Origin of the sequence: Microbacterium sp. (assembly GCF_035554235.1) — a bacterium.
GTDB lineage: Bacteria > Actinomycetota > Actinomycetes > Actinomycetales > Microbacteriaceae > Microbacterium.
In genome coordinates this window covers 1-26,879 of record NZ_DATMIO010000143.1, presented here as the reverse complement: position 1 = coordinate 26,879, position 26,879 = coordinate 1, and the positions used below count along the sequence as shown (strand labels likewise).

General features: G+C 70.2%; 25 protein-coding genes. 15 read left to right on the top strand and 10 right to left on the bottom strand.

Going from position 1 to position 26,879, the window contains the following annotated elements:
* The coding region (locus VNT50_RS07540; RefSeq protein ID WP_325484494.1) for a DEAD/DEAH box helicase at positions 1-156 on the bottom strand (156 nt) is incomplete at its 3' end.
* 159 nt (positions 157-315) lie between these two features.
* Entirely contained in the window at positions 316-942 is a 627-nt protein-coding gene (locus VNT50_RS07535; protein ID WP_325484492.1) for a PadR family transcriptional regulator, read from the bottom strand.
* A gap of 204 nt (positions 943-1,146) precedes the next feature.
* On the opposite strand from VNT50_RS07535, the gene secA reads away from it, so the two are divergent.
* The 4 genes from secA to VNT50_RS07515 all read left to right on the top strand — a co-directional run bounded on the left by secA (position 1,147) and on the right by VNT50_RS07515 (position 6,369).
* Positions 1,147-3,993, top strand: coding sequence for a preprotein translocase subunit SecA (gene secA, locus VNT50_RS07530; RefSeq protein ID WP_325484491.1), 2,847 nt, complete (start codon positions 1,147-1,149; stop codon positions 3,991-3,993).
* Positions 3,994-4,052: 59 nt separating this feature from the next.
* On the top strand, positions 4,053-4,664 hold the full coding sequence (locus VNT50_RS07525; protein ID WP_325484490.1) for a hypothetical protein: 612 nt from the start codon (positions 4,053-4,055) through the stop codon (positions 4,662-4,664).
* A 56-nt stretch (positions 4,665-4,720) separates the two neighbouring features.
* Positions 4,721-5,947, top strand: a complete 1,227-nt coding sequence (locus tag VNT50_RS07520) for a pyridoxal phosphate-dependent aminotransferase (protein ID WP_325484489.1) — start codon at positions 4,721-4,723, stop codon at positions 5,945-5,947.
* A gap of 71 nt (positions 5,948-6,018) precedes the next feature.
* The gene (locus tag VNT50_RS07515) at positions 6,019-6,369 is read left to right on the top strand and encodes a hypothetical protein (RefSeq protein ID WP_325484488.1); all 351 of its coding nucleotides are present in this window, start codon (positions 6,019-6,021) and stop codon (positions 6,367-6,369) included.
* 43 nt (positions 6,370-6,412) lie between these two features.
* On the opposite strand, the gene VNT50_RS07510 is transcribed toward VNT50_RS07515, so the two are convergent.
* Complete coding sequence (locus tag VNT50_RS07510; protein ID WP_325484487.1) at positions 6,413-6,853, bottom strand: Rv3235 family protein; 441 nt, start codon at positions 6,851-6,853, stop codon at positions 6,413-6,415.
* A 131-nt stretch (positions 6,854-6,984) separates the two neighbouring features.
* Between VNT50_RS07510 and VNT50_RS07505 the strand changes: the two genes are divergently transcribed.
* Positions 6,985-7,605: a hypothetical protein gene (locus VNT50_RS07505; RefSeq protein WP_325484486.1), complete on the top strand. Its 621-nt coding sequence runs from the start codon at positions 6,985-6,987 to the stop codon at positions 7,603-7,605.
* 45 nt (positions 7,606-7,650) lie between these two features.
* On the opposite strand, the gene VNT50_RS07500 is transcribed toward VNT50_RS07505, so the two are convergent.
* The gene (locus VNT50_RS07500; protein WP_325484485.1) at positions 7,651-7,929 is read right to left on the bottom strand and encodes a helix-turn-helix domain-containing protein; all 279 of its coding nucleotides are present in this window, start codon (positions 7,927-7,929) and stop codon (positions 7,651-7,653) included.
* 99 nt (positions 7,930-8,028) lie between these two features.
* On the opposite strand from VNT50_RS07500, the gene VNT50_RS07495 reads away from it, so the two are divergent.
* The 3 genes from VNT50_RS07495 to VNT50_RS07485 are packed head-to-tail and all read left to right on the top strand — an operon-like array spanning position 8,029 to position 11,465.
* On the top strand, positions 8,029-8,655 hold the full coding sequence (locus VNT50_RS07495) for an SAF domain-containing protein (RefSeq protein ID WP_325484484.1): 627 nt from the start codon (positions 8,029-8,031) through the stop codon (positions 8,653-8,655).
* On the top strand, positions 8,652-9,959 hold the full coding sequence (locus VNT50_RS07490) for a CpaE/TadZ family protein (RefSeq protein ID WP_325484483.1): 1,308 nt from the start codon (positions 8,652-8,654) through the stop codon (positions 9,957-9,959). The genes VNT50_RS07495 and VNT50_RS07490 overlap by 4 nt, the downstream gene beginning before the upstream one ends.
* 9 nt (positions 9,960-9,968) lie before the next feature.
* Positions 9,969-11,465, top strand: coding sequence for a sensor histidine kinase (locus VNT50_RS07485; RefSeq protein WP_325484482.1), 1,497 nt, complete (start codon positions 9,969-9,971; stop codon positions 11,463-11,465).
* A gap of 83 nt (positions 11,466-11,548) precedes the next feature.
* Here the strand turns inward: VNT50_RS07485 and VNT50_RS07480 are convergent, their stop codons facing one another.
* Positions 11,549-11,797 carry a WhiB family transcriptional regulator gene (locus VNT50_RS07480; protein WP_325484481.1) on the bottom strand — a complete coding sequence of 83 codons (249 nt, stop codon included), beginning with the start codon at positions 11,795-11,797 and terminating at the stop codon, positions 11,549-11,551.
* Positions 11,798-12,049: 252 nt separating this feature from the next.
* Between VNT50_RS07480 and VNT50_RS07475 the strand changes: the two genes are divergently transcribed.
* On the top strand, positions 12,050-12,445 hold the full coding sequence (locus VNT50_RS07475; RefSeq protein ID WP_325484480.1) for a histidine kinase: 396 nt from the start codon (positions 12,050-12,052) through the stop codon (positions 12,443-12,445).
* On the opposite strand, the gene bcp is transcribed toward VNT50_RS07475, so the two are convergent.
* The 3 genes from bcp to aroA are packed head-to-tail and all read right to left on the bottom strand — an operon-like array spanning position 12,442 to position 15,365.
* Positions 12,442-12,918 carry a thioredoxin-dependent thiol peroxidase gene (bcp, locus tag VNT50_RS07470; protein WP_325484479.1) on the bottom strand — a complete coding sequence of 159 codons (477 nt, stop codon included), beginning with the start codon at positions 12,916-12,918 and terminating at the stop codon, positions 12,442-12,444. The genes VNT50_RS07475 and bcp overlap by 4 nt on opposite strands.
* A 9-nt stretch (positions 12,919-12,927) precedes the next feature.
* On the bottom strand, positions 12,928-13,974 hold the full coding sequence (rsgA, locus tag VNT50_RS07465) for a ribosome small subunit-dependent GTPase A (protein ID WP_325484478.1): 1,047 nt from the start codon (positions 13,972-13,974) through the stop codon (positions 12,928-12,930).
* Complete coding sequence (aroA, locus tag VNT50_RS07460) at positions 13,971-15,365, bottom strand: 3-phosphoshikimate 1-carboxyvinyltransferase (protein ID WP_325484477.1); 1,395 nt, start codon at positions 15,363-15,365, stop codon at positions 13,971-13,973. The genes rsgA and aroA overlap by 4 nt, the downstream gene beginning before the upstream one ends.
* Positions 15,366-15,413: 48 nt before the next feature.
* Here aroA and VNT50_RS07455 point away from each other — a divergent pair, with 48 nt between their 5' ends.
* The 3 genes from VNT50_RS07455 (at position 15,414) to VNT50_RS07445 (ending at position 17,688) form a co-directional block, all read left to right on the top strand.
* Positions 15,414-16,076, top strand: coding sequence for a sigma-70 family RNA polymerase sigma factor (locus VNT50_RS07455; protein ID WP_414683953.1), 663 nt, complete (start codon positions 15,414-15,416; stop codon positions 16,074-16,076).
* Complete coding sequence (locus VNT50_RS07450) at positions 16,073-16,315, top strand: anti-sigma factor family protein (RefSeq protein WP_325484475.1); 243 nt, start codon at positions 16,073-16,075, stop codon at positions 16,313-16,315. Before VNT50_RS07455 ends, VNT50_RS07450 begins: the two co-directional genes overlap by 4 nt.
* Before the next feature lie 71 nt (positions 16,316-16,386).
* The gene (locus VNT50_RS07445) at positions 16,387-17,688 is read left to right on the top strand and encodes a GNAT family N-acetyltransferase (RefSeq protein WP_325484474.1); all 1,302 of its coding nucleotides are present in this window, start codon (positions 16,387-16,389) and stop codon (positions 17,686-17,688) included.
* A 55-nt stretch (positions 17,689-17,743) separates the two neighbouring features.
* Here VNT50_RS07445 and VNT50_RS07440 read toward each other — a convergent pair whose 3' ends face one another.
* Positions 17,744-21,487: a multifunctional oxoglutarate decarboxylase/oxoglutarate dehydrogenase thiamine pyrophosphate-binding subunit/dihydrolipoyllysine-residue succinyltransferase subunit gene (locus VNT50_RS07440; RefSeq protein WP_325484473.1), complete on the bottom strand. Its 3,744-nt coding sequence runs from the start codon at positions 21,485-21,487 to the stop codon at positions 17,744-17,746.
* A 169-nt stretch (positions 21,488-21,656) separates the two neighbouring features.
* Here VNT50_RS07440 and guaB1 point away from each other — a divergent pair, with 169 nt between their 5' ends.
* From guaB1 to VNT50_RS07425, 3 genes are all read left to right on the top strand, one after another.
* Positions 21,657-23,144 carry a GMP reductase gene (guaB1, locus tag VNT50_RS07435; protein ID WP_325484472.1) on the top strand — a complete coding sequence of 496 codons (1,488 nt, stop codon included), beginning with the start codon at positions 21,657-21,659 and terminating at the stop codon, positions 23,142-23,144.
* A 216-nt stretch (positions 23,145-23,360) separates the two neighbouring features.
* Positions 23,361-24,686: a hemolysin family protein gene (locus VNT50_RS07430; protein ID WP_325484471.1), complete on the top strand. Its 1,326-nt coding sequence runs from the start codon at positions 23,361-23,363 to the stop codon at positions 24,684-24,686.
* Positions 24,679-25,743, top strand: coding sequence for a hemolysin family protein (locus VNT50_RS07425; protein ID WP_325484470.1), 1,065 nt, complete (start codon positions 24,679-24,681; stop codon positions 25,741-25,743). The genes VNT50_RS07430 and VNT50_RS07425 overlap by 8 nt, the downstream gene beginning before the upstream one ends.
* A 30-nt stretch (positions 25,744-25,773) precedes the next feature.
* On the opposite strand, the gene VNT50_RS07420 is transcribed toward VNT50_RS07425, so the two are convergent.
* Positions 25,774-26,853, bottom strand: a complete 1,080-nt coding sequence (locus VNT50_RS07420) for an NADH:flavin oxidoreductase/NADH oxidase (RefSeq protein ID WP_325484493.1) — start codon at positions 26,851-26,853, stop codon at positions 25,774-25,776.
* Positions 26,854-26,879: the final 26 nt, after the last annotated feature.

Sequence of the window (26,879 nt, the reverse complement as noted above, 5' to 3'; positions counted from 1 at the left end):
CGTCTTGCCGGTGCCCGTCTGCGCGAGACCCACGACATCGCGGCCCGCGAGCAGGGTCGGGATGGTCGCTGCCTGGATGGCAGAGGGCGTTTCGTACCCGACGTCGCGGAGCGCCTTGAGCACCGATTCGCCCAATCCGAGGTCGGAGAAGGTCATCGCGGGGGGCTCCGCGGGAGCCTCGGCTTCGACGGGAGCATCAGTGGAAGTCACGCTTCAGGGTAGTGCGTCCGTCCTGTGAGGCGACAGGATGCCCCGCGGCGGCGCGATGTCGGAGGCATGGTGTTGTGACACCGATGAGGCGCAGGACCGGGTCGGTCATCGCGCGGCCTGCGTTTCGTCTCGCTTCGCCCGCTCAACGCCCGAGTCTTTCGCCGGCCGCCCGCGCTTGGGCCGCTCGGTCGAGAGCTCGAGGGCCATGGCGTGCTGGGGATGCAGTGCGAGGCGCTGCTCGGTGTGATCGAGCCACCGCACCTCGGCCTCTGCCTGGAAGATCATCGAGTCGACCACGAGCGACCACGCGAGCTCTTCGGGGCCGTCGGCCCCCGAGTACTTCGCGCGGTTGAGCGACTGCAGCTGCGCAAGCGACGACCTCCGCTGCGCCTGGATCACCGCTGCGACATCGACGCCCGGCAGCGTCGCGGCGACCGCGAGCTTGATCGCGAGCTCATCTCGGGTGCCCTGGCCGCGGTCGACGGGGGTGTCGAGCCAAGCGGCGACCTCGGCCGAACCGGCATCCGTGGTCTCGTAGTACACGTGCCCCCGTTCGTCGGTCTCGCCCTTCTCGATGAGTCCGTCGCGCTCGAGCCGTTCGAGGGTGTTGTAGATCTGACCCACATTGAGCGGCCAGGTCGACCCGGTGCGGCGGTCGAATTCGGCCCGCAGCTGATAGCCGTAGCAGGGGCCCTGATCGAGAATCGCCAGCAGGCTCTGTCGCACGGACATCGCGGTCTCCCATCCTGCGCATCCCATAAATAGGATGCTGAGTATCTAAGTGCCGAGTATATACATACTCGGCAACGTGAGCCCGGCTCGGGTGACGTCACAGCCCACTCCAAGGTCACGGACGGATAACATAGGCAGGTATGCCCGGCGTCAGCCGGCGGCACCGGTGCCCCGTGCGCCGCACCGATAGATGGAGATCCACACGTGGCCAATCCCCTGGAGAAACTGCTCCGCGCCGGCGAGGGACGAATCCTCAAGCGGCTGCAGCAGGTCGTCAAGGCCGTCAACGCCCTCGAAGAGGACTACGCACAGCTGACGGACGAAGAACTCCGCGGCGAGACGGCGGAGCTTCGTGCCCGCCACGAAGCGGGGGAGACCCTCGACAAGCTGATGCCCGAGGCGTTCGCGGCGGTCCGCGAGGCCGCGAAGCGCACCCTCGATCAGCGTCCCTACGATGTGCAGGTGATGGGCGGTGCCGCACTCCACCTCGGGAACATCGCGGAGATGAAGACCGGTGAGGGCAAGACCCTGACCGCCGTCTTCCCGGTGTACCTGAACGCTATCGCCGGCAAGGGCGTGCACGTCGTCACGGTCAACGACTTCCTCGCCACCTACCAGTCCGAGCTGATGGGCCGCGTGTTCCGCACGCTCGGCATGACGACCGGCGTCATCGTCGCGGGTCAGACCCCCGAGGTGCGCCGGCAGCAGTACGCGTGCGACATCACGTATGGCACGAACAACGAGTTCGGGTTCGACTACCTCCGCGACAACATGGCGTGGCGCAAGGAAGACCTCGTGCAGCGCGGCCACTTCTTCGCGATCGTCGACGAGGTCGACTCCATCCTCATCGACGAGGCGCGCACGCCGCTCATCATCTCGGGCCCCTCATCGGGCGAGGCCAACCGCTGGTTCGTCGAGTTCGCCCGCATCGCCAAGACGCTCGAGCCCGGCGTGGACTACGAGGTCGACGAGAAGAAGCGCACCATCGGCGTGCTCGAGCCCGGCATCGAGAAGGTCGAGGACTACCTCGGCATCGACAACCTCTACGAGTCCGCGAACACCCCGCTCATCTCGTTCCTGAACAACTCCATCAAGGCCCTCGCGCTGTTCAAGCGCGACACCGACTACGTCGTGATGAACGACGAGGTCATGATCGTCGACGAGCACACCGGCCGCATCCTGGTCGGACGCCGCTACAACGAAGGCATCCACCAGGCGATCGAGGCGAAGGAGGCCGTTCCGGTCAAGGCCGAGAACCAGACCCTCGCCACGGTGACTCTGCAGAACTACTTCCGCCTCTATGAAAAGCTGTCTGGCATGACCGGCACGGCCGAGACGGAGGCGGCCGAGTTCATGTCGACCTACGAGCTGGGCGTCGTGCCGATCCCCACGAACAAGCCGATGATCCGCAAGGATCAGGCCGACCTCGTCTACAAGAACGAGGCCGCCAAGTTCACGCAGGTCGTGGAAGACATCGCGACACGGCACGCGAACGGCCAGCCCGTGCTCGTCGGCACGGTCAGCGTCGAAAAGAGCGAGCACCTTTCGCGCCTGCTGTCGAAGAAGGGCATCAAGCACGAGGTCCTGAACGCCAAGAACCACGCGCGGGAGGCCGAGATCGTGGCCCGCGCGGGCCGTCTCGGAGCCGTGACCGTCGCGACCAACATGGCCGGCCGCGGTACCGACATCATGCTCGGCGGAAACGCCGAGTTCCTCGCGGTGCAGGAGATGAAGGCCAAGGGTCTCGACCCCGTCGAGACGCCCGACGAATACGACGCCGAGTGGGAGTCCGTCTACGAGGGGATGCGCGACATCGTCGCGACCGAGGCGGCGAAGGTCGTCGCGGCCGGCGGCCTGTATGTGCTCGGCACCGAGCGCCACGAGTCCCGCCGCATCGACAACCAGCTGCGCGGACGCTCCGGCCGTCAGGGCGACCCGGGCGAGAGCCGCTTCTACCTGTCGCTCACTGATGACCTGATGCGCCTGTTCCAGTCGGGAGCGGCCGAGGCGATCCTCGCGCGCACGAACTTCCCCGACGACGTCGCGATCGAATCGACGATGGTTTCGCGCGCGATCAAGAGCGCGCAATCGCAAGTCGAGGCACGCAACGCCGAGATCCGCAAGAACGTGCTCAAGTATGACGACGTCCTCAACCGGCAACGCGAGGCGATCTACTCCGACCGGCGCCACATCCTCGAGGGCGACGACATCGCCGACCGGGTGACGCACTTCATCGAGGACGCCATCACCGCAGTCATCAAGGACCACACCGGCACGGGCCACAACGAGAGCTGGGACTTCGACGCCCTCTGGACCGAGCTGAAGACCCTCTACCCCGTCGGTGTGACGATCGACGAGGTCGTCGCCGAGGCGGGCGGCAGGAAGGGCGGCATCTCGGCCGAAGGGCTGGGTCGCGAGATCCTCTCCGACGCCACGATCGCCTACCAGCGCCGCGAAGAGACGCTGGGCGCCGCCGCGACCCGGGAGCTCGAGCGGCGCGTCGTCATGCAGGTGCTCGACCGCCGCTGGCGCGACCACCTCTACGAGATGGACTACCTCAAGGACGGCATCGGCCTTCGTGCCATGGCCCAGCGTGACCCGCTCATCGAGTACCAGCGCGAGGGGTACCAGATGTTCCAGGCCATGATGAGCCAGATCAAGGAGGAGTCGGTCGGCTACCTCTACAACCTCGAGGTCGAGGTGCGCCGCGCCGGCGAGGGTGACCAGGCCGCTCAGGTCGAGGCCAAGGGCCTCGCCGCCGCACCGGTCGACGGGCAAGGACTCCAGTACTCCGCGCCCAACGACGCCGGTGAGGTCGAGGTCCGCAACGACCGCGGCCAGGTGCAGCAGGCGGCGACCGCGCGACTGCGCCAAGCCGCTACGACGGCCGCGCAGGGCGCCCCCGGGCAGCCGGTGCCGGCCGAGCCGCCCGCGGTCGTCCGCGGGGCGTTCGGCCAGCGGACAGAGGCGCCCGAAGCGTCCGACGCGGCCCCAGCGCAGCCCGCGCCGCAGAACCGCGCCCAGCGCCGAGCCTCCGGCAAGCGCAAGTAGCTCGCGGGCGCGTTGACGGGGGCGTTGACCGGATCCTCCGGCCGCGCCTACCGTGAGGCATGGCGAGCGAGGATTTCCGGTACCAGCCGCCGGCGGCGAGGACCGTGCTCCTCGTCGCTCCCTCGCTCGCGGTCGCCGATCTCGTGCTCGTCGTGCTGTTTCCGCAGCAGCGCGACATCCCGCTGTTCCTCCCCGTGATCGGGCTGGGCGGCTGGCTGGCGTGGATCGTATGGGGATACCCGATGCTCACGGTGTCGGACGCCGCCGTGACCGCCCGCAACACGTGGTTCACGCAAGTCATCCCGCTGGGGGCGATCGAGGCCGTCTCCGGCGGCAAGCGGCTGACGATCCGCACCCGCGACCGGCATCAGCACATTCCGGCCGCGGTGCCGGGGGCCGGGCCGTTCCTGGCCGCCGCGGTGCGGCGCACCGATGCCTACGGGAGCTTCGTGACGCCCGTCGTCGGGGTGGACCGGCTGCGCATCGACGCCGACGCGGAGCGCACCGCCGCGACGGTCGTCGCCCAGGTCATCCGACGGCGCCTGGACAATCTGCCGCCCGGATCGGTGCGCGACGCGCGGGTCCCCTCACCGGTGATCAACATCCGCGTGGTCTACGCCACGCTGGGCGTGGGAGCGGCCTGCGCGGCGCTGTTCCTGGTGCTCGGCTGACGCAACGGGCCACGTCCGGGCGATTGGCCGCATCGGGCCGGGGATATCCTGATCCGATGAGTCCCCTCCGCCCGCTCGACCAATCGTCGAAGCTGAAGAACGTCCTGTACGAGATCCGCGGGAACGCCCTCGTCGAGGCCGCCCGGCTGGAGTCCGAGGGGCACTCGGTGCTCAAGCTCAACACGGGCAACCCGGCGATCTTCGGGTTCGAGGCCCCGTTCCAGATCGTTCGGGACATGATCGCGTCGGTTCCTCACGCGCACGGCTACTCCGACAGCCGCGGCATCCTGCCCGCCCGCCAGGCCGTCGTGTACCGCTACGAGGAGACGCCCGGGTTCCCCCGTGTCGATCCCGACGACGTCTTCCTCGGCAACGGCGTCTCCGAGCTGATCACGATGACGATGCAGGCACTCCTCGATGAGGGCGACGAGGTGCTGATCCCCGCGCCCGACTACCCGCTGTGGACCGCGATGACGAGCCTCGCAGGAGGCACGCCCGTGCACTACCTGTGCGACGAGGACGACGGCTGGCAGCCCGATCTCGAGGACATCCGGTCGAAGGTGACGCCGAAGACCAAGGCCATCGTGATCATCAACCCGAACAACCCCACGGGGGCCGTGTACTCCCGGGCCGTGCTCGAGGGGATCGCCGAGATCGCGCGCGATAACTCGCTGCTGCTGCTCGCAGACGAGATTTATGACCGCATCCTCTTCGACGACGCCGTGCACATCCCGATGGCGACGGTCGCCCCCGACCTGCTGTGCCTCACGTTCAACGGCCTCTCCAAGACGTACCGCGTCGCGGGCTATCGCTCGGGCTGGCTGGCGATCACCGGCCCGAAGGGGCACGCCCAGGGCTTCCTCGAGGGCATCAATCTGCTCGCGTCGACGCGGCTGTGCCCGAACGTGCCCGCGCAGCACGCGGTGCAGGCGGCGCTGAGCGGCGCGCAGTCGATCGACGCCCTGATCGCCCCGGAAGGGCGGCTCCACGAGCAGCGGGATGCCGCCTGGGCGGGCCTCGAGGCGATCCCGGGCGTCTCGTGCCACCGCGCCCAAGGCGCCCTCTACGCGTTCCCGCGCCTCGATCCGAACGTCCACGAGATCCGCGACGATGCCAAGCTCGTCTACGACCTTCTGGTGAGCGAGCACGTACTGCTCGTGCAGGGCACCGGGTTCAACTGGCCGACTCCCGACCACCTGCGCATCGTCACCCTGCCCGAGGCCCGGGTGCTCACCGACGCGATCGAGCGGCTGGGCAACTTCCTCTCGGGCTACCGGCAGTGAGGCCGTAGCCCGCCGACGGCGCCCGTGCAACCCCCTGTGCGCGCGCAGGCGCGCGGCGTAGTTTCTGGCGCATGGCGATCGAACTGAATGAGCCCGCTCTCCGCCACGCCCGCGCTCTCGTCCGCGAGGGCAAGCTCGTCCGCGACGAGCGAGACGACTGGTCAGAGGCGGCGCCTACGGCGGACGAAGAGAACGCCTTCATCGAGCGTGAGGGCTGGACGGAGTACTCGCACTGGCACCTCGGCATCGACAAGTCCGAGAACGGCCGGACCAAGCAGGCCTACAGCTTTCCGTTCGGGGATTTCCGCAAGGTGCACCGGTCGGGGGTGATCGCGGGCGAAAGCCGCGCGGGCCAGCACGACCACGCGGAGGTCAGGGACGCGCTGAAGAAGCTGCTGGAGCTCATCGACTCGGAGGGATGAACGGGGCCGGTCGCGTCGTTGAGACCGGCCCGGGTTCGGTGGTCTAGAGGAGTGCGAGGGAGGTCGCGCGCCAGCGCCTGTCCATTCCCTCGAGGCGGATGGCGACGGCACGGGTGCGTGCCTGCCCCGCCACGATGACCACGGCCTCGACCACGCCGTCGGCAGGGGAGGTGTGGCGCACCGAGAGGATCGCGTGCTTCGGGCGCGACGCGGGCACGCCGCGCGCGCTGCGTGCTCGCGTGGCGAGGTTCGCGCGGGTGACGAGCTTGCGGTACGCGTCTTCGGTGAGCCAGCGGGCGAGCTGATCGACCTCGCGCACCCCCGCCAGCACCTCGAGCACACCGCGTGTCAGGTTGGTGAGGAGCGGCTCAGGATCGGGCAGGGCCACGGACGGCGTGTGCTGGTGCGCGAAGAACTCGTGGAGCGCTGCGGGATCGCCGGAGCGGAGAGTTCGGGCTGCAGAGCCCCCAGGCTGCGTTGCCATCGGTACCAATCTCGACAAGACGGAATGTTGTTTCCGAAAGTACAGCACATCACAGGGCATTCCCAGGAATCGAATACCCCGCTGTGGATAACTCCTGGCGGTGCCGCGACGATCTGCCCTAATCTTCCTGCGTGCGATGGGATCTCTTCTTCGAGGACCTCGAGGACCAGCTCGCCTCCGAGTGGGAGGCCGAACGCGCCGCGCTGGACACCGAAGCCGAGCGCCTGCGCATCTCCCGCGTCGAGCTGAGATCGCGGCTGGCGACGCTCGTGGGCAGGGAGGCCAGCGATGGCGGTCCCCCGCCGTCGTTCGAGCTGGCCGACGGCACGACGCTTTCCGCTGCCCTCCGCGCCCTCGGTGCCGATTGGGTCGGCGCCGGTCCCGGGTCCGGGACGCGCGGCGGGCTGATCATCGTACCGTTCGCCTCGATCCGCGCGATCGCGCTTCCCCACGCCGATGTGCTCCGCACCGCGCGCCCGTCCGAGCGGATCGCGGGACTCTCCGACCGCATGACCCTCGGGTTCGTGATGCGGGATGTCGCGCGCCGCCGTCTGCCCGTCTCGCTGGGCCTCGCGTCCGGTCGAGTGTTCACGGGCACGATCGACCGGGCGGGGGCAGACCACCTCGACCTCGCGCTGCACGAACCGGGCGCGCCCCGCCGGGGCGGGGACGTGACGGGGTACCGCCTCGTCCCCTTCGCGGGGATCGCCTGGGTGCGGGTGGAGGACGGGAGCGCCCTGAGCCTCGCGTAGCGCGTGCCGGCACCCAGAGCGCGATGCCGCCCGGCGATGCTCGGGTCAGTCGCCGCGAGCGGTGCGCGAGCCCCAGATCTCCGGAAAACTCGCGGTGTTCGACTGGTTCCACAGCGCCATGCGGCGCGACTCCTCGACCTGGGCGTCGAGGTACTCACCCACGCTCGCCTCCTCGACCCGCCAGCGGGCAGGGGCGCCGAGACGGGCGCCGCGCAGCCGGGCCTCGAGCACGAGCGCGACGACCTCGTCGACCGAGATGCTGAGCAGCTCGGCGACTTGCGCGGGCGCCAGGTAGCGCACGCCGGAGGTCGGGTCTTCGGGCATGCTCCCATTATCGTCGCGGTCCGCGTCGCAGGCCGGTGGGCGCGGCAGGCTGTGGATAACCTCCGGCGCCCTTCTTCGAGCTTTGCGACCATTGGCGGCATGACGACTTCGCATCCGGTCCGGCGCCGCGCGTTCCGGGGCGACGCCCGGTTCTTCATCGGCATCCTTCTCATCGTCGCCTCGATCGCCGGCGTGTGGTTCGTCGTCGCCGCCGCTCGCCAGACGGTGCCGGTGTACGCGGCCGATCGCACGATCGTCGTGGGCGAGACGGTGACGGCCGCGGAGCTGCGGGTGGTGGATGTCGCGCTCGGCCAGGTCGGGGAGTCCTACCTCACCCCCGACAGCCTCGGCGAAGGGCTCATCGCGGCGCGCACGATCCGAGAAGGCGAGCTCGTGCACTCGAGCGCGGTCGACGACGCGGCGTCGACGCAATCGACGACGATCGTGATCCAGAGCGCGGTCGATGTGCCCCAGGCGATCGAGGCGGGATCGACCGTCGAGCTGTGGACCGCGCCGCTCGTTGACCGCGGCACGTATGACACGCCGCGCATCCTCATCGCCGACGCCACGGTCGCCGCGGTGACCCGCGACGAGACCATGATCGGAGGCGGCTCGGCGATGCTCGAGCTCGTCATCCCGCGCGCCGACGTCGCCGACGCGCTCGCCGAGGTGGCCGCGGAGTCGGCGCTGTCGGTGATCCCCACGGGCGGGGTGGGTGCGTCGTGAGCTGGGGTTCACCGGATCACCGCACGCGCATCGTCCTCGCGCACTCCCGTGCCGAGTCGATGCGCGAAGACCTCGAGGCCGAAGGGCTCGAGGTCTTCGCGGCGGTGTCGCCTGCCGACCTCGTCGAGGCTGCGGCGGACGCGGCGCTGGGATCGGACGCCACCCGCATCTGGGCTGCCCTCGCCGAGGCCGACGCCGTGGTGCTGGAGGCCTCGCGGGACACCGTCACGCCCGCGGTCGTGGCGGCGTGCGACCGCCTGGGTGTCCGCATCCTGCCTCTCGTGGACGGGCCCGCCGCCGAGCACCTCGCGCGGTCGTTCGGGCTGGGTGAGTCGCTGCCGCCGGATGCCGAGGCCTGGCGCGTCGCGCGGGCGCTGGCAGCGGCATCCGTTCCCACCCCGCCCACCGCCGGGGCGCCTCGTCCCGCCCGCGTGATCGCCGTCTGGGGACCGCATGGCGCGCCCGGGCGATCGACGGTCGCCGTGGAGCTCGCGGTCGAACTCGCCCGCGGCGGACGCCACGTCGGCCTCGTCGACGCCGACACGCACGCGCCCTCGCTCGCGCTCGCGCTCGGGCTCGCCGACGAGGGCCCGGGCTTCGCAGCCGCGTGCCGGCAGGCGGAGCTCGGCGGGCTGGACGCACGCGAGCTGACCCGCATCAGTGCACCCCTGCCGCACGCCGAGGGGCGGGTCGACGTGCTCACCGGCCTCAACCGCCCGAGCCGCTGGCCCGAGCTCAGCGACCGGCGCGTGAGGGCCGCGCTCGCGGTGTGTCGGGAGTGGGCCGACTACGTGGTCGTCGATGTCGCCTCGGCGCTGGAGCGCGACGAGGAGATCGTCAGCGACCTCGACGGCCCGCGCCGCAACGCGGCCACCCTTGCCGTGCTGGGCAGTGCCGACCTCGTCGTCGCGGTCGCCTCCGCCGACCCGCTGGGCGTGTCGCGGTTCCTGCGCGGCTACGGCGAGCTGCGGGCCACGGTCGGCGTGACCCCGGTGGCGGTGGTCGCGAACCGGCTGCGCCCCGGCGCACTCGGCATCGACGCGCGCGGGCAGGTGCGTCGCACGCTCGAGCGGTTCGCCGGAATCACCGACGTGACGTTCCTGCCCCTCGACGCCCGCGCGGCCGACGCCGCGATGCTGTCGGCCCGACCGATCGCCGACGCCGCCCCGCGTTCGCCCCTCACCCTGGCGGTGCGGCGGCTCGCGGGGGAGCTCGTCGGCCCGGCGGCGGCGCCATCCGGCGCGCGCGTCGCGAGGCGTCGACGCCGTGAGCCGCACTCCGAAGAGGCGCTGCGCACCGCCTAAGCTGAGACGGTGTCGACCCTCAGCGATCTGGTCTATGCGCAGGGGCGCTCCAGCGAATCCGATGTCGAATGGCTGCATCGGCTCGCCGGCGACGGCCAGCTTCTCGCCGATCTGGCGTTCGCCGACATCGTGATCTGGGTGCCGACGGCCGACGACTCCTTCGTCGCCGTCGCGCACACGCGCCCGGGCGGAGCGGCGACGCTCTTCTACCGTGACATCGTCGGTGATCGCGTGCGACCGCAATGGCGCACGCAGGTGCATGACGCGTTCCACGGCGCCAGGATCGTGGACTCCGCCTCGCCGGATTGGTTCGAGGAGACCCCGACGCGTGTTCGCGCGGTGCCGATCGTGCGCAGCCACACCCGAGACGAGGCCGCCGGTCCCCTCGTGATCGGCGTGCTCACCCGGCACACCAACCTGGGCGAGACACGCACCCCGTCGCGGCAGCAGATCACCTTCAACGACTGCGCCGACGACCTGTTCGGGATGGTGGCCTCGGCCGATTTCCCCGACCTCTCCGCCCCCACGGCGCCGCGCCGGGGAGCCCCCCGCGCATCCGACGGCCTCATCCGGCTCGACGTGGAGGGCATCACGACGTTCGCGAGCCCCAACGCGCTGTCGGCCTTCAATCGGATGGGGTTCGAGGACGAGCTCGAGGGAGAGTCGCTGCTCGAGGTGACGAGCGGCATCCTGCCGGCAAGCCGCGAGATCGACGAGTCGCTCCCCGTCGTCGTGACGGGTCGCGCGCCGTGGCGCACCGACATCGAGGCGCGCGGGGTCACCGTCTCGCTCCGGACGATCCCCCTGCGCGACCATGGCAATCGGATCGGCGCCATCGTGCTCTGTCGCGATGTCACCGAGCTGCGGCACCAGGAGCAAGAGCTCATCACCAAGGATGCGACGATCCGCGAGATCCACCATCGTGTCAAGAACAACCTGCAGACCGTGGCCTCGCTGCTGCGCATCCAGGCGCGCCGCACGCACTCCGAAGAGGCACGCGACGCCCTCACGCAAGCCATGCGCCGCGTCGCGGCCATCGCCGTCGTGCACGACACGCTCTCGGAGGGACTGGCTCAGACGGTGGACTTCGACGAAGTCTTCGACCGGGTGCTGCGGCTCGTCGCCGAGGTCGCCGCGGCACCGAACACCCGCGCGCAGACCCATTCGACGGGCGCATTCGGCGTGCTGCCGAGCGAGTACGCGACACCGCTCGCTCTCGCCCTCACCGAGCTCGTGACCAACGCCGTCGAGCACGGCCTCGCCGGGCGCGAGGGTCAGGTCGAGATCGCGGCCGAGCGCTCGGAGGACACCCTCGAGGTGAGCGTGCGCGACACCGGCATCGGCCTTGCCGAGGGCCAGGTCGGCCGGGGTCTGGGCACCCAGATCGTGCGCACCCTGATCCAGGGCGAACTCGGGGGCACGATCGACTGGCACACGATCGTCGGCAGCGGAACCGAGGTCACGATCGAGATCCCGCTGCGCTGGATCGAGCGCACACCGAAGTAGCGATCGGCTCGGTGGCGCGCCGATTGGCGGCCCGCATCGGCCAGGGGCCCGCGCGTCCGCGGTCGGGGTCCGCTACGCGGGCGCTACGATGCGCGGCGTGCGCGGGCGGCACGGCGCTTGAGGGCGCGACGCTCGTCCTCGCTGAGCCCACCCCACCCGCCGGAGTCCTGACCGGACTCGAGGGCGTACTGCAGGCAGATCTCGGTGACTGTGCAACGGGCACAGACGGCTTTCGCCTTCTCGATCTGGTCGACCGCGGGGCCCGTGTTGCCGACCGGGAAGAACAGCTCGGGATCGACGGTGAGGCAGGCCGCTTTGTCGCGCCAGTCCATGGTGATGCTCCTTGTGTTGCGAGGGGGAATGAGCGACTGCTCAGAATCCTGTCGGGTCGGATACCCTGTGAGTGATGCGAGCGATTGCTCGCCCCACGCCGCTGTGGGAGCACATGGCTTGGACCATCGTCCCACAGCGCCAGTGTTCAATCAAGGGATGACCTGCGCCTTTCTGTGCGATTTGCTGAGCATTCGCCCGGAGGCCTGGAGCTTTCCGACAAGCGGGGATGCCGTGAAGGAGCACAGTCGAGCATGCGAACCAATGCGCCGTCCGTCGTCGCCGCGATCATCATCGCCCTGGAGGGGCTCGGCCTGCTCGCGCTCGCCGGCTGGCAGCTCGTCGCGCTGGTCTCGGGCGATGTCGACTCAGCCCCCAGCGCCCTCGCGCTTCTCGTGCTGACGCTCGTCGGTGCGGCCGCGGTGGTCGCGTTCGCGATCGCCGTCGCCCGCCGCCGGTCGTGGGGTCGTTCGGGCGCGATCGTGACGCAGGTGCTGATTCTCGCGGTCGCGCTGGGCGCTGTCACCGGCGCCTACGCGCATCCGCTGCTCGCCGCCGCGCTCGCCGCGCCCGCCGTCGCCGCCCTCGCGTTCCTGATCGCCGCAGCGCGGCGCGCGGCGGCCGAGGAAGGTCGACCCGACGCTTCCTAGACGGGCAGTCCGACCAGGCGGCGGATGCGCTCGACGTGTCCGGTGGCCTTCACGTTGTACAGGGCGTGCTCGATCACCCCGTCTTCGTCGATCACGAACGTGGAGCGGATGACACCCAGCACGGTGCGCCCGTAATTCTGCTTCTCGCCCCACACGCCGTACGCCTCGTGCGCCGCCCGGTCGGGATCGCTCAGCAGGTCGAACGTAAGACCGTCGTTCTCGCGGAACGTGCGCAGCTTCTCGGGCAGGTCGCGCGAGATGCCGAGCACGGTGTAGCCGGCGCCCTGGAGCGACGAGAGGCTGTCGCGGAAGTCGCACGCCTCGGTGGTGCAGCCCGGCGTCATCGCCTCGGGGTAGAAGTACACGATGACGCGCCGGCCGCGAAGATCGTGCAGCGACACCTCGCGCTCATCCTGGTCGAGGAGGGTGAAATCGGGTGCGGGGGAGCCGGGCTCGAGTTGCGTCGTTGTCACCCCACCAGCCTACGACCGTGTGTCGCGAGACTCGAATGTGAGGAGGAGCCGCTGGAGCGAATCCAGGCGGGCCGCGCCCCGTTCGCCGAGCTTCCCCTCCTCGACGGCCTCGATGATCGCGCAGTCCGGCGCGTCGGGGAGGTGGGTGCAGCCGCGCGGGCACTCCTCCGCCACTTCGGCGAGGTCGGTGAAGGCCGCCAGGATGTTCGCGGGGTCGATGTGGCCGAGGCCGAACGACCGCACACCGGGGGTGTCGATCACCCATCCGGCGCCGTGCGCGCCCGCGTAGCGGTAGGAGACGGTCGAGGATGACGTGTGCCGTCCGCGCCCCGTGACGAGGTTGACATGCCCCGTCGCGCGCAGGGCGCTCGGCACGAGGGCGTTCACGAGGGTCGACTTGCCCACGCCGGAGTGCCCTACGAAGACCGTCGAGTGCCCGACAAGCGCGGCGCCGATGCGATCGAGGGGCATCTCCTCCTGCGCGCTCGTGAAGACCTCGAGATCGAGGCCCTCGAAATGGTCGAGGAACACGGTCGGGTCGGCGAGGTCGGTCTTCGTCACGACGAGCAGTGGACGGATGCCGGCATCGAGCGCCGCGATGAGATAGCGGTCGACGAGCCGGGCGCGGGGCTCGGGGTCGGCCGCGGCGACCACGACGAGCATCTGGTCGGCGTTGGCGACGATGACCCGCTCCACGTTGTCGGTGTCGTCGGCGCTGCGCCGCAGGAGCGATGTGCGCTCTTCGATGCCGACGATGCGCGCGAGCGTGCCCTCGTCGCCGCTCGCGTCGCCGACGACCCGCGCGCGGTCACCCGTCACGATCGCCATCTTGCGGAGCTCACGGGCACGCGTGGCGAGCACGCGGTGCTCGTCGGGGGTGTCCTCGCCGACCAGCACGTTGTAGCGGCCGCGGTCCACGCCGAGCACACGGGCGATCTTCGCGTCGTCGTGCGCGGGGCGGCGCTTGGTGCGCGGCCGGTTCGCCTTCGGGTTCGGTCGAGCCCGGAAGTCGTACTCGGGTTCGTCGTCGTCGTCCGCCCCGTCGAGCCAGCTCATGATGCGACGTTGCGCGGGCTCTGCGGATCGGGGGCGGTCTCGCCGGAGGTGTCGGTTCGCATGCGCTCCCAGAGCTGGGTGAACTGCGGCAGTGTCTTGGCGGTGGTGCCGATGTCGTCGATCTCGACGCCGGGCACGGCGAGGCCGATGAGGGCTCCGGTCGTCGCGATGCGGTGGTCGTGATGCGCGCGCCACAGACCGGCGTGCAGTGGGCGTGGGACGACGCGAATGCCGTCCTCGAGCTCGTCCGCCTCGCCGCCGAGGCCTTCGAGGCCCGTGCGCAGAGCCTCGAGCCGGTTGGTCTCGTGGCCGCGGATGTGACCGATGCCGTGGAACGTCGACGGAGAGTCGGCGAATGCGGCGAGGCCGACGAGGGTCGGCGTGAGCTCGCCCACCGCCGAGAGATCGAGGTCTACGCCGTGGATGCCGCCGGTTCCGGTCACGGTCAGCGCCCCGCCGCGGCGGGTGACGCGGGCGCCCATGAGGGAGAGGATCTCGGTCAGCATTCCGCCCGGCTGCGTGGAGTGCGCGGGCCACGCGGTGATCGTCACCGAGCCGCCGACGAGCATGGCCGCGGCGAGGAACGGTGCCGCGTTGGAGAGGTCGGGCTCGATCGCGACGTCCTTGCCGCGCACCGGGCCGGCGCCGACGACCCATTCGCCATGGGCCGGGCGTTCGACGCGAACGCCGCGGTGCGCGAGGGATTCGACGGTCATATCGATATGCGGGATGCTCGGCAGTCGCGACCCGGTGTGCACGAGGTGCAGCCCGACGTCGAGGCGGGGGGCGGCGAGCAGGAGTCCCGAGACGAACTGGCTCGAGACCGAGGCGTCGATCGACACCTCGCCCCCGCGCACGTGGCCCCGACCGCGCACGGTGAAGGGGAGCGCCCAGTGGCCGCCGTCGTCGATGTCGACCCCGAGGTCGCGCAGCGCGTGGATCATGACGCCCATCGGGCGGTGCAGGGCGCTCTCGTGCGCCGTGACGCGCACATCGCCGCGAGCGAGCCCCGCGAGCGGCGCGACGAAGCGCATGACGGTGCCGGCCTGGCCGCAATCCACCGTGCCGCCGCCCGTGAAGGGTGCGATGGGCCGGACCAGCAGATCGTCGCCATACTCGCTGTCGCCGGGCTCCAGCTCGATGCCGACACCGAGCGCGCGCAGGGCATCGATCATCCGCGCGGAGTCATCGGAGTGCAGGGGGGCGATGATCCGCCCCGGGGCATCGGCCAGCGCGGCCAGCACGAGCTCGCGATTGGTCAGGGACTTCGAGCCGGGAATGGTCAGGGTCGCCTGAAGCCGGCCCACCGCCTCGGGAGCGCGCCAGGCGGTTCCGGTCGGAGGGCCTGAGGCGTCCGTCTTCGGGACGGGGGAATACCGGTCAGCACTCATCGGGTTCTACCCTACTGAACCCGCGAAAGGAGTCCGGTGATCGCGACCATGGAACGGCCCTCGGCGTCTGCCGAGACGGCGACCGTAGACTGGCCCGTGATGAACGACGAGGCACAAGGCGCGCAGAGCGCGATAGCGGACGCCCGCACCCAGTTCGAGGAGCAGGCGCTGCCGTTCATGGATCAGCTGTACGGCGCCGCGATGCGGATGACGCGCAACCCGGCGGACGCCGCGGATCTCGTTCAGGAGACGTTCGTCAAGGCGTTCGCGTCGTGGAAGACGTTCCAGCAGGGCACCAACCTCAAGGCGTGGCTCTACCGGATCCTGACCAACACGTACATCAACACCTACCGCAAGAAGCAGCGGGAGCCCTATCAGGGCACCATCGACGACCTCGAGGACTGGCAGCTCGGGGGAGCGGAATCGACGACGGCCACCAGCAGCCGCTCGGCGGAAGCCGAAGCGATCGACCGGATGCCCGCATCCGTCGTGAAGGAAGCCCTCCAGGCGATTCCCGAAGATTTCCGGTTGGCGGTGTACCTCGCGGACGTCGAGGGCTTCGCCTACCAGGAGATCGCCGACATCATGAAAACCCCCATCGGCACAGTCATGAGCCGCCTGCATAGAGGCAGGCGGCTGCTGCGTGAACTGCTGGCCGACTACGCGATCGAGCGGGGCATCACCCCCGCTGCGACGAGGAGCACGAAATGACCGATTGCGGCTGCGAAAAGGCAAAACGCGACCTGGAGGAGTACCTGCGCGACGAGGTCTGCAAGACCAGGCATTCCGACATCCAGGAGCACCTCGAGCACTGCCCGTCATGCCGTGACGAGGCCCTCGTGGCGCGAACGCTGACCGACGTGGTCGCGCGGGCGTGCCGGGAGACCGCGCCGGAGGTGCTGCGCGACCAGGTGCTCGCCCGGCTGCGCTCGGCTCACGCCGCACACTGACTCGGCGACCACCACGCACCGCCCGACGGGAGCATCCGCGCGCTGTCGCGGGCCCTCGCTAGGGTGGACGGATGCTTCAGCACACCTGGAACAGCCTGCCCGCCGATCGGGATTCGATCGACGCCGTAGCCGCGAACGGACTCGAGTACCGGGTCATCGACACGGGTGACGCCGAGGTCTTCGACCCCTACCTGCAGGCCGAGATGCGGGGCTTCCTCGGCCCCGAGCAGAGCGTCGAGCGGCTCGGCGCGCTGCGCGACGGCCTCGCGTTCCGCCGCTTCACCGGCGTCTACGACCCCGCTGCCCTCGAACCACGACAACCCGTCGGAACCGTCAACTCGTGGATCACCGAGGTCGCGCTGCCCGGCGGAGGCATCCCGCTGTGGGCCATCAGCGGGGTCACGGTCTCGGGAACCCACCGGCGCAAGGGCATCGCCCGCGCGATGCTCGAGGGTGAACTGCGCACCGCCGCGGCCGCCGGTGTCGCCCTCGCCGGGCTGACGGTGTCGGAGGCCACGATCTACGGGCGCTTCGGCTTCTCGCCCGCCACGTTCGGAGACGACTGGACGATCGACACCAGGCGCGCGAGATGGATCGGGCCGCGCCCGGACGGTCGGCTCGACTTCATCGCACGCGACCGGGCGCGCGACGAACTGGCCGAGCTGCACGAGCGCGTACGGGCCACTCGTCCCGGCGAGATCGCGGTCTGGCCCGGCTTCTGGAGCCGTCTCACGGGTACCGCCCCGGGCATCGAGGGCGCCGAGAAGATTCGAGCGGTTCGGTATGCCGACCCCGCGGGCATCACCCGGGGGATCGCTCTCTACCGGCTCTCGGACGAGGGTCCCGACTTCACCAAGCACGAACTGTCGCTGCTCTACGTCCTGACCGAGACCCCCGACGCCTACGCGGCGATCTGGCGGTTCGTCCTGGAGCACGACCTGGTGTCGGTCGTGAAGGCGCACCTGCTCTCGGTCGACGAGCCCGTGCGCTGGATGATCGCCGACCAGCGGGGCGCGACGGTCGAATCGAGCGAGCATCACTGGCTGCGCGTGCTCGACGTGCCCGCCGTGCTCGCCGCGCGGACTTATTCGGCGCCGGGGGTGTACACGCTGCGGGTGATCGACCCGCTGGGCTTCGCCGACGGCGTGTGGCGGCTGACGATCGATGACACGGGCGCGGGCGAGGTCGTCGCGACGGATGCCGAACCCCGGGTGACGATGACGGTCAACGCGCTGTCGTCGCTCGTGCTCGGCGGTGTGCGCGCCGCGAGCCTGCATGCGGCGGGCCTCGTGGACGGCGACCCGGACGTTCTCACACACCTCGACAGGTCGTTCGCGTCGGCCCGGACGCCGTACCTGGGCCTCTGGTACTAGCGGGCGGCATCCGCCGCTGATATCCGCCACGGGCATCCGCCGCTGACATCCGCCCCTACAGCGTGAGGGCCTTCTTCATCAGCGCGGCATGCTCGATCGCGTGCACCTTCGGCGACCCGGTCGCCGGCGACGCGGCGGCGGCACGGGACACCCGGCGGATCGTGCGCCCGTGCAGGTGCTTGACCACCTCGAGAGCGATGAACGGCCAGGCGCCCTGGTTCTCGGGCTCATCCTGCACCCAGACGAGCTGGGCGTTCGGGTAGCGGTCGACGACCGCGTTGAGCTCGGCGACAGGAGCCGGGTAGAACTGCTCGAGACGCACGAGGGCGATCTCGGGGTTCGGGTTCTTCTCGAGCTCGGCCTTCAGGTCCCAGTGGATCTTGCCGGAGTGCAGCAGCACCCGCTTGACGGCACTTGCATCGAGGCTGCGAACGTCGTCGAGCACCGGCTCGAAGCGGCCCGACGTGAAGTCCTCGACGGGGCTCGTCGCCCCGCGCAGGCGGAGCATCGCCTTCGGCGTGAAGACGACGAGGGGCCTGCGGGGGCGTGCGTACGCCTGACGGCGCAGCAGGTGGAAGTGCGAGGCGGGCGTCGAGGGACGCGCCACCGTCATGTTCTCTTGCGCGCACATCTGCAGGAAGCGCTCGATGCGTGCCGACGAGTGGTCGGGTCCCTGACCCTCGTAGCCGTGGGGCAGGAGCAGCACGACGCTGGATTGCTGACCCCACTTCTGGTCGGCCGCCGAGATGTACTCGTCGATGACCGACTGGGCGCCGTTGGAGAAGTCGCCGAACTGGGCCTCCCACAGCACGAGCGCGTCCGGCGCCTCGACGGAGTACCCGTACTCGAAGCCCATCGCGGCGTACTCGGAGAGCAGCGAGTCGTACACCCAGAAGCGTCCCTGGTCATCGCTCAGGTTGTGCAGGGGCAGCCACTCCTGGCCGTTCGCGCGGTCGTGCAGCACCGAGTGCCGCTGCACGAACGTGCCGCGCCGCGAGTCCTGGCCGGCGAGGCGCACGGGCTTGCCCTCGAGCAGCACCGATCCGAACGCGAGGAGCTCGCCGAAGGCCCAGTCGATGGAGCCGTTGCGGCTCATGTCGAGGCGCTTGTCGAGCAGCTGCTGGATCTTGGGGTGCACGGCGAAGCCGTCGGGCTTGTTGACGAACGCGTCACCGATCTTGTGCACGACCTCGAGCGAGACGGCCGTGCTCTCCACGGCGCCCCACTCGGCCTCGGCGGCGGGGGCCGTCGGTTCGACGACGTCGTGCGTCCCGGTCTCGGCGGCGTGCGTCTCGGCGAACGCGATCTCGAGCCGGTTCTGGAAGTCGCGCTTGGCCTGCTCGTACTCTTCCTCGGTGATGTCACCGCGGCCGACGAGCGCCTCGGTGTAGAGGCGGCGCACCGAGCGCTTCGCCTCGATGAGGTTCGTCATGAGCGGCTGCGTCATCGAGGGGTCATCGCCCTCGTTGTGGCCGCGGCGACGGTAGCAGACGAGGTCGATCACGACATCGCGATCGAACGCCTCGCGGTACTCGAAGGCGAGCTCGGCGACGCGGACGACGGCTTCGGGGTCATCTCCGTTGACGTGGAACACCGGCGCCTGGATCGTCTTCGCGACATCCGTGGCGTATACCGAGGAGCGGCCGTCGTGCGGTGTCGTCGTGAACCCCACCTGGTTGTTGACGACGACGTGGATCGTGCCGCCCGTGCGGTACCCGCGCAGCCGCGACATCTGCAGCGTCTCGACGACGACGCCCTGGCCGGCGAACGCCGCGTCGCCGTGGACGAGCACGGGCAGCCAGGAGTACGTGCCGATCGGCTTGCGGTCCTGCTTCGCGCGAACGATGCCCTCGAGCACGCCGTCGACGGTCTCGAGGTGCGACGGGTTCGCCGCCAGGTAGACGGGCAGCTCCTGCTTGTTGTCGGCGACGAACGTGCCCTCGGTGCCGAGGTGGTACTTCACATCACCGGACCCGCGCTTGTTGCCGAGCGCGACGCTGCCCTCGAACTCGCGGAAGACCTGACCATAGGTCTTGCCCGCGATGTTGGTGAGCACGTTGAGGCGACCGCGGTGGGCCATGCCGATCGCGGCGCCGTCGAGGCCGGCCTCGGCCGCGCCCTGCAGGAGCTGGTCTAGGAGGGGGATGAGCGACTCGCCGCCTTCGAGGCTGAAGCGCTTCTGTCCGACGTACTTGGTCTGCAGGAAGGTCTCGAAGGCCTCGGCCTCGTTGAGCTTGCGGAGGATGCGCAGCTGCTCGTCGTGCCCGGGCTTCTGGTACTTCTGCTCGACCTTGTCTTGGAACCACTTGCGCTGGGCGGGGTCTTGGATGTGCATGTACTCGATGCCGGTCGTGCGGCAGTACGAGTCGCGCAGGACGCCGAGGATGTCGCGGAGCTTCATCTGGCGCCTGCCGCCGAACCCGCCCGTGACGAACTCGCGGTCGAGGTCCCAGAACGTCAGGCCGTGCTGCTCGATCTCGAGGTCGGGGTGCGTGCGCTGGATGTACTCGAGGGGGTCGATGTCGGCCATCAGGTGCCCGCGGACGCGGAACGAGTTGATGAGCTCCTGCACGCGCGCGGTCTTGTCGACGCGCTCGGCGAGGTCGACGTTGATGTCGGCGGCCCAGTGGATGGGCGCGTAGGGGATGCGGATGGCCGCGAAGATCGCGTCGTAGAAGCCCCGCTGCCCGATGAGCAGCTCGTGCACCTTCTTCAGGAACTCGCCCGAGCCGGCACCCTGGATGACGCGGTGGTCGTACGTGCTCGTCAGGGTGATCGTCTTGCCGATCGCGAGCTCGTTCAGGGTCTTATCGCTCGCGCCCTGGAACTCGGCCGGGTACTCGAGGGCACCGGCGCCGATGATGCAGCCCTGGCCCTTCATGAGCCGGGGCACGGAGTGCACCGTCCCGATGCCGCCGGGGTTGGTCAGCGACAGCGTCGTGCCCTGGAAGTCGGCCGCGGTGAGTTTGTTGGCGCGCGCCCGGGTGACGAGGTCTTCGTACGACGCGAGGTACTCGCTGAAGCTGAGCGTGTCGGCGCGCTTGATGCTCGGAACCATGAGCGCCCGCGTGCCATCGGGCTTGGGAAGGTCGATCGCGATGCCCAGGTTGATGTGGGCGGGCGCCACGACGGAGGGCTTGCCCTCGATCTCGGCGTAGAAGACGTTCTGGCTGGGGAACTCCTTCAGCGCCTGGATGAGGGCCCAGCCGATCAGGTGGGTGAAGCTGATCTTGCCGCCGCGCGTGCGCGACATGTGGTTGTTGATGACGATGCGGTTGTCGATCATCAGCTTGGCCGGGATCGTGCGGACGCTCGTGGCGGTCGGCACCGTGAGCGACTCGTCCATGTTGGCGGCGAGGGTCTTGGTCATGCCGCGGAGGACGGTGACCCGGTCTTCTTCGGTCGATTCCGCGGACGACGACGCCTTGGCGTCGGGCGCCTGCGCGGGGATGGGCTGCGGTGCGGCGGGCTTCGCGGTCGTGCGCGCCACCGGCTGCCCGTTCTGGATCGCGACCGGTGCGGTGACCGGTCGCGGCTCGGCCGGGGCGGGCGGGCGGGCGGAAGGCGCGGGCGCGGGGGCCTGCTCCGCTGCGGGGGCGGATGCTGCCGCAGGGGTCGCCGCGGGGCTGCCCTCGCCCTCGACATCGACCGGGTGGTAGGCCTCGAGAATCGGCCACCAGGCCTTGTCTACGGAGTTCTTGTCGACCTTGTACTGCTCGAATAACTCGTCGACAAGCCACTCGTTGGCTCCGAACTCCCCGTCGCTCGAAGCACCGACGCCTGTCACCTGGCTCGACACAGTCGATCGCCCACTTTCCTCGCTGAAGTTATGAATGCTCACGCGGCAGGAATGTGCACACGCGCACAACTGTTAAGCGTAACCCAGTTGGCGACCTCGATGCGGGCGGCAAAGCGTATGGGGCCCACATCTGTGGTCACCGATGAGTGCGGTGGATAGCGTAGACGGCATGGAGTTCTACGGGGACCAGCCCAGCGTCGATTTGACCTATTCGGACGTCTTCCTCGTTCCGAGGCGGTCGAGCGTGACCAGCCGGCTCGACGTCGACCTGTCGCCGGGGGACGGCACGACGGCGACGATCCCGATCGTCTCGGCGAACATGAACTCCGTCACCGGCGCGCGGCTGGCGGCGACGCTCGCCCGTCGCGGCGGCCTCGGCGTGCTGCCGCAGGACATGCCCCTGCAAGAACTGGATGCCGCGATCCGCTGGGTCAAGGACCAACCCGTGCCGTGGGACACCCCACTCGTGCTCCCGCCGGAGGCGACGGTCGCCGACGCCTCTCGTCTGCTCCCCGCGACCGACGGCCACGGAATCGTCGTCGCCGCGAGCGCCCGGTCATTCAGCGACCGGGCCGTGGCGGGCAGCGCGGCGCTCATGCTCGAGGAGATCCTCGGCATCGTGCCCGCTTCGCGGCTCGGGACAGCGCTGCCCGACGCGCGCCTCGGCGACCTCGCGCGCGGGCGCACGCCCTCGATCGACGCCGACGACGTCGTATCGGCCCGCCACGCGTTCGACCTCATCGTCGCGGCGGACGCCGACATCGTGTGCGTGCTGCACCACGGCGCCGTCGTCGGCACGCTCAGCCGCCGCAGCGCCCTGCGCTCCACGCTCTACACCCCGGCCGTCGATGCGTCCGGCCGGCTCGTCGTCGCGGCAGCGATCGGCATCAACGGGGATGTCGCGGCCAAGGCACGCGCGCTCGCCGCCGCCGGGGTCGATGTGCTCGTCGTCGACACCGCGCACGGGCACCAGGAGGGCATGCTGCGCGCGCTGCGCACCGTTTCGGAGCTCGGGCTCGACATCCCGATCGCGGCCGGAAACGTCGTCAGCGAGAAGGGCGTGCACGATCTCGTGACCTCCGGTGCCGACATCGTCAAGGTCGGTGTCGGCCCCGGCGCCATGTGCACGACCCGCATGATGACCGCGGTCGGCCGCCCGCAGTTCTCCGCGGTGCTCGAGACGGCCGATGCCGCGCGGGTCATGGGCGCCCACGTGTGGGCGGACGGAGGCGTGCGCTACCCCCGCGACGTCGCGCTCGCGCTGGCCGCCGGCGCGGCATCCGTCATGATCGGCTCGTGGTTCGCCGGAACCATCGAGTCACCGGGCGAACTGCAGGTGGACGCATCGGGTCGCACGTTCAAGGAGTCGTGGGGGATGGCCTCGACGAAGGCCGTGCACGACCGCTTCGGCCGGCTCGACCCGTACGAGCTGGCCCGCAAGGAGCTCTTCGCCGAGGGCATCTCGTCGTCGCAGATCTACCTCGACCCCCTGCGCCCCGGGCTCGAGGACCTGCTCGACATGATCACGTCGGGCGTCCGCTCGTCGTTCACCTACGCCGGCGCCACCTCGGTGGCGGACTTCCACGACAAGGCGCTCGTCGGCCTGCAGTCGGCCGCCGGATACGACGAGGGCAAGGCGCTGCCCGTCAGCTGGTAGCCGGGAGCGCGGCCGCGACGGATGCCGCGAGCGCGAGGCGACGGGCGGGCACCGGCAGGCGGACACCGGCAGGAGGGCACCGGCAGCGGCCATCGGGCCCCGGCATCCGGCCGGCGCCGCGGCGTGCTCCGGTAACATGGACCGCACGATGGACGACCCTCCCCCTTGCAGACGTTCGCCCCACAGCCCGTCTCCCCGCGAGGGAGGTGACGTGTGATGGATTACGTCATGTTGGGTGTGGGGCTCCTGCTCACCGTCGGAACCGGCCTGTTCGTCGCGAGCGAATTCGCCCTGGTCAATCTGGACCGCGCCGATCTGGAAGCGCGTCGCGAACGCGGTGAGACGCGACTCGAACTCACGATCCGTGCACTCAGGATCACCTCGACGCATCTCTCCAGCGCGCAGCTCGGCATCACGCTGACGACCCTGCTCACCGGCTACGCACTGGAGCCGGCGATCTCGAACCTGCTGCGGCCCGTGTTCGCCGCGTGGGGGATGACGGAGGGGTTCGTCTCCCCGATCGCGGTGTTCGTGGCCATCACGGTCGCGACCGTCGTGTCGATGATCCTCGGCGAGCTCGTCCCCAAGAACTTCGCGCTCGCCCTTCCGCGTCAGACCGCCAAGCTCGTGCTCCCGTTCCAGGTGGCGTTCACCGCGGTCTTCCGGCCGGCGGTCGTCGTTCTCAACGGGAGCGCCAACGGCGTGCTCCGCGGGATCGGCATCGAGCCCAAGGAGGAGCTCTCCGGTGCCCGCACCGCCGAGGAGCTCTCCTCGCTCGTGCGCCGCTCGGCCAGCGCCGGCGTGCTCGAGGAGGACACGGCATCCCTCCTGAACCGCAGCCTCAACTTCTCGCGCCTGAGTGCCGCCGACGTGATGACCCCCCGCCCGAGCGTGCATGCGGTGGCGGCCGGCGATTCGGCGGATGACGTCATCCAGCTGGCCCGCCGCACCGGCCACAGCCGGTTCCCCGTCTACGACGACTCGATGGACGACATCGTCGGGGTCGTCCACCTCAAGGCCGCGGTCAGCGTGCCGCGCAAGCGCCGCCCCGACGTGCCCGCGGCGGCGCTCGCGAGCGAGCCGCTGCGCGTGCCCGAGACCGTGCACCTCGACGCCCTGATCGCCGAGTTGCGCGCCCGCGGCTACCAGATGGCGATCGTGGTCGACGAGTACGGCGGCACGGCCGGCGTCGTCACCCTCGAAGACCTCGTCGAGGAGATCGTCGGCGAGGTCTCCGACGAGCACGATCGCAACCGGGCCGGAGTGGTCCGCGGGGCGGATTCGCTGACGTTCCCGGGCGAGCTGAGGCCCGACGAGCTGCTCGACCGCACCGGTGTGCGGGTGCCGGAGGGCGATGTCTACGACACCGTCGGCGGCTACATCATGAGCGTGCTCGAGCGCATCCCGGTGGTGGGCGACGCGGTCGAGCTCGAGGACGGCACGCTCGTCGTGCAGCGGATGGAGGGTCGCCGCGTCGACCGGGTGCGGTTCACGCCGACACCGCTGCCCCGGGGCGCCGAGGCGGGCGAGCGCCATGAGTGACTGGGCCGGAATCGCCTGGCTGGTGGTGCTGCTCGCGTTCAACGCGTTCTTCGTCGGTGCCGAGTTCGCCGTCATCTCGGCCCGCCGCTCGCAGATCGAGCCGCGCGCCGAGAGAGGATCGCGCTCGGCGAAGACCGCGCTGTACGCCATGGAGCACGCGACGCTCATGCTCGCGACATCCCAGCTCGGCATCACCATCTGCTCGCTGCTGATCCTGAACGTCTCCGAGCCCGCGATCCACCATCTCCTCGCCGAGCCGCTGGCGCTGACGGGTCTTTCGGAGGGCGCGGTCGATGTGATCGCCTTCGTCGTGGCGCTGCTGGTCGTGTCGTACCTGCACGTCGTGTTCGGCGAGATGGTCCCGAAGAACCTCGCCTTCTCGGTGCCCGATCGCGCGGTGCTGATGCTCGCGACACCGCTCGTCTGGGTGTCGAAGGTCTTCCACCCCGTCATCTGGCTGCTCAACTGGATCGCGAACGCCGTGCTGCGCCTGTTCCGCGTCGAGCCGAAGGATGAGGCGGCGTCGACGTTCACCCTCGAAGAAGTCGCGACGATCGTCAACCAGTCGCGCATCGAGGGGGTGCTCGACGATGTGTCCGGCACGGTCGCCGCGGCCGTCGAGTTCACCGACAAGAAGGCCCGCGACATCGCGGTGCCGCTCTCGCAGCTCGTCACCCTGCCCGAGTCGACGACGCCCGACAAGATCGAGCGGGCGGTCGCGAAGCACGGCTACTCGCGCTACGTGATCGTGGATGCCGCGGGCATGCCGATCGGCTATGTGCACCTGAAAGACATCCTGCGCGCCGCCGAGGGGCCTGGCTCCGACGCCACGGTCGCAGCGCCGCTGCCGCCGAAGCGCATCCACCACATGGTGCCGGTGCTCGAGACGACCGACCTCGAGGACGCGCTCGCGCTCATGCGCCGCGCCGGCCGGCACCTGGCGCGGGTGAGCGACGAGGCGGGCGAGACCACGGGGGTGCTGTTCCTCGAGGACATCATCGAGGAACTCGTCGGAGAGGTGCAGGACGCCACGCGCCGCGGCGCACACAGGCGGTAGCCCGCGGTTCGTCGGGGGCGGATGCCGCGCTCAGCGCCGGCGCGCGCGGATGTACTGCGGCGGCCACAGGGCGGCCGCGTCGTCGATGCCGAGGTCCTCGGCGGCGCGAAGCCCGAAGTGCGGGTCGCGCAGCCATTCGCGCGCGGCGAGGATCGCATCGGCGCTGCCCGATTCGAGGATCGATTCGGCCTGGGCGCCGCCCGTGATGAGGCCGACGGCGGCGACCGGGAGTCCGGCCTCGCGGCGGACGTGCTCGGCGAGCGGCACCTGGTAACCAGGGCCGATCGCGATCTGCTGGTGTGCCACGAGTCCTCCGCTGGAGATGTCGAAGAGGTCGGCGCCGGCATCGGCGGCCCACGCGGCGACGGTCGTGGTCTCCTCGACACCCCACCCGCCCTCCGCCCAGTCGGTGCCCGAGAACCGCACGAAGACGGGCGCGGCCGGGCCCGCGGCATCCCGGACCGCACGCACCACCCGCAGCAGGAGGCGCGCCCGGTTCTCGAGCGAACCGCCGTACTCGTCCTCGCGCAGGTTGCTCAGCGGCGAGAGGAACTGGTGCAGCAGGTAGCCGTGCGCCGCGTGCACCTCGAGCACGTCGAAGCCCGCCTCGACGGAGCGCCGCGCGGCGGCGCCGAAGGCCTCGACGATCTCGTCGATCCCGGCGGCATCGAGCGCGGCCGGTGCCGCGATGCCCTCGAACGGCACGGCGGAGGGGGCATCGGTTTCCCAGCCGCCCTCGTCGACGTCGACACTGCCGTGACCGCGCCCCGCGAAGGGCCACCACGTCGACGCCTTGCGTCCCGCGTGGGCGAGCTGGATGCCGGCGGCCGCGCCGCGCGCGTGGATCGCGGCGACGATCGGCGCCCAGGCATCCCGCTGCTCGTCGTTCCACATGCCGGTGTCGCGCGGCGAGATGCGCCCATCGGGCACGACCGCGCTCGCCTCGGCGATCACGAGCCCGGCGCCGCCCGACGCGAACTGGGCGAGGTGCACGTGGTGCCAGTCGTTCGGCACCCCGTGCTCGGCGCTGTACATGCACATCGGCGCGACCCAGAGGCGATTGCGCACCTCGAACTCGCGCACGGTCAGAGGGGAGAAGAGGATGCTCACGGGACTCCGGGTTCGAGGACGGGGGG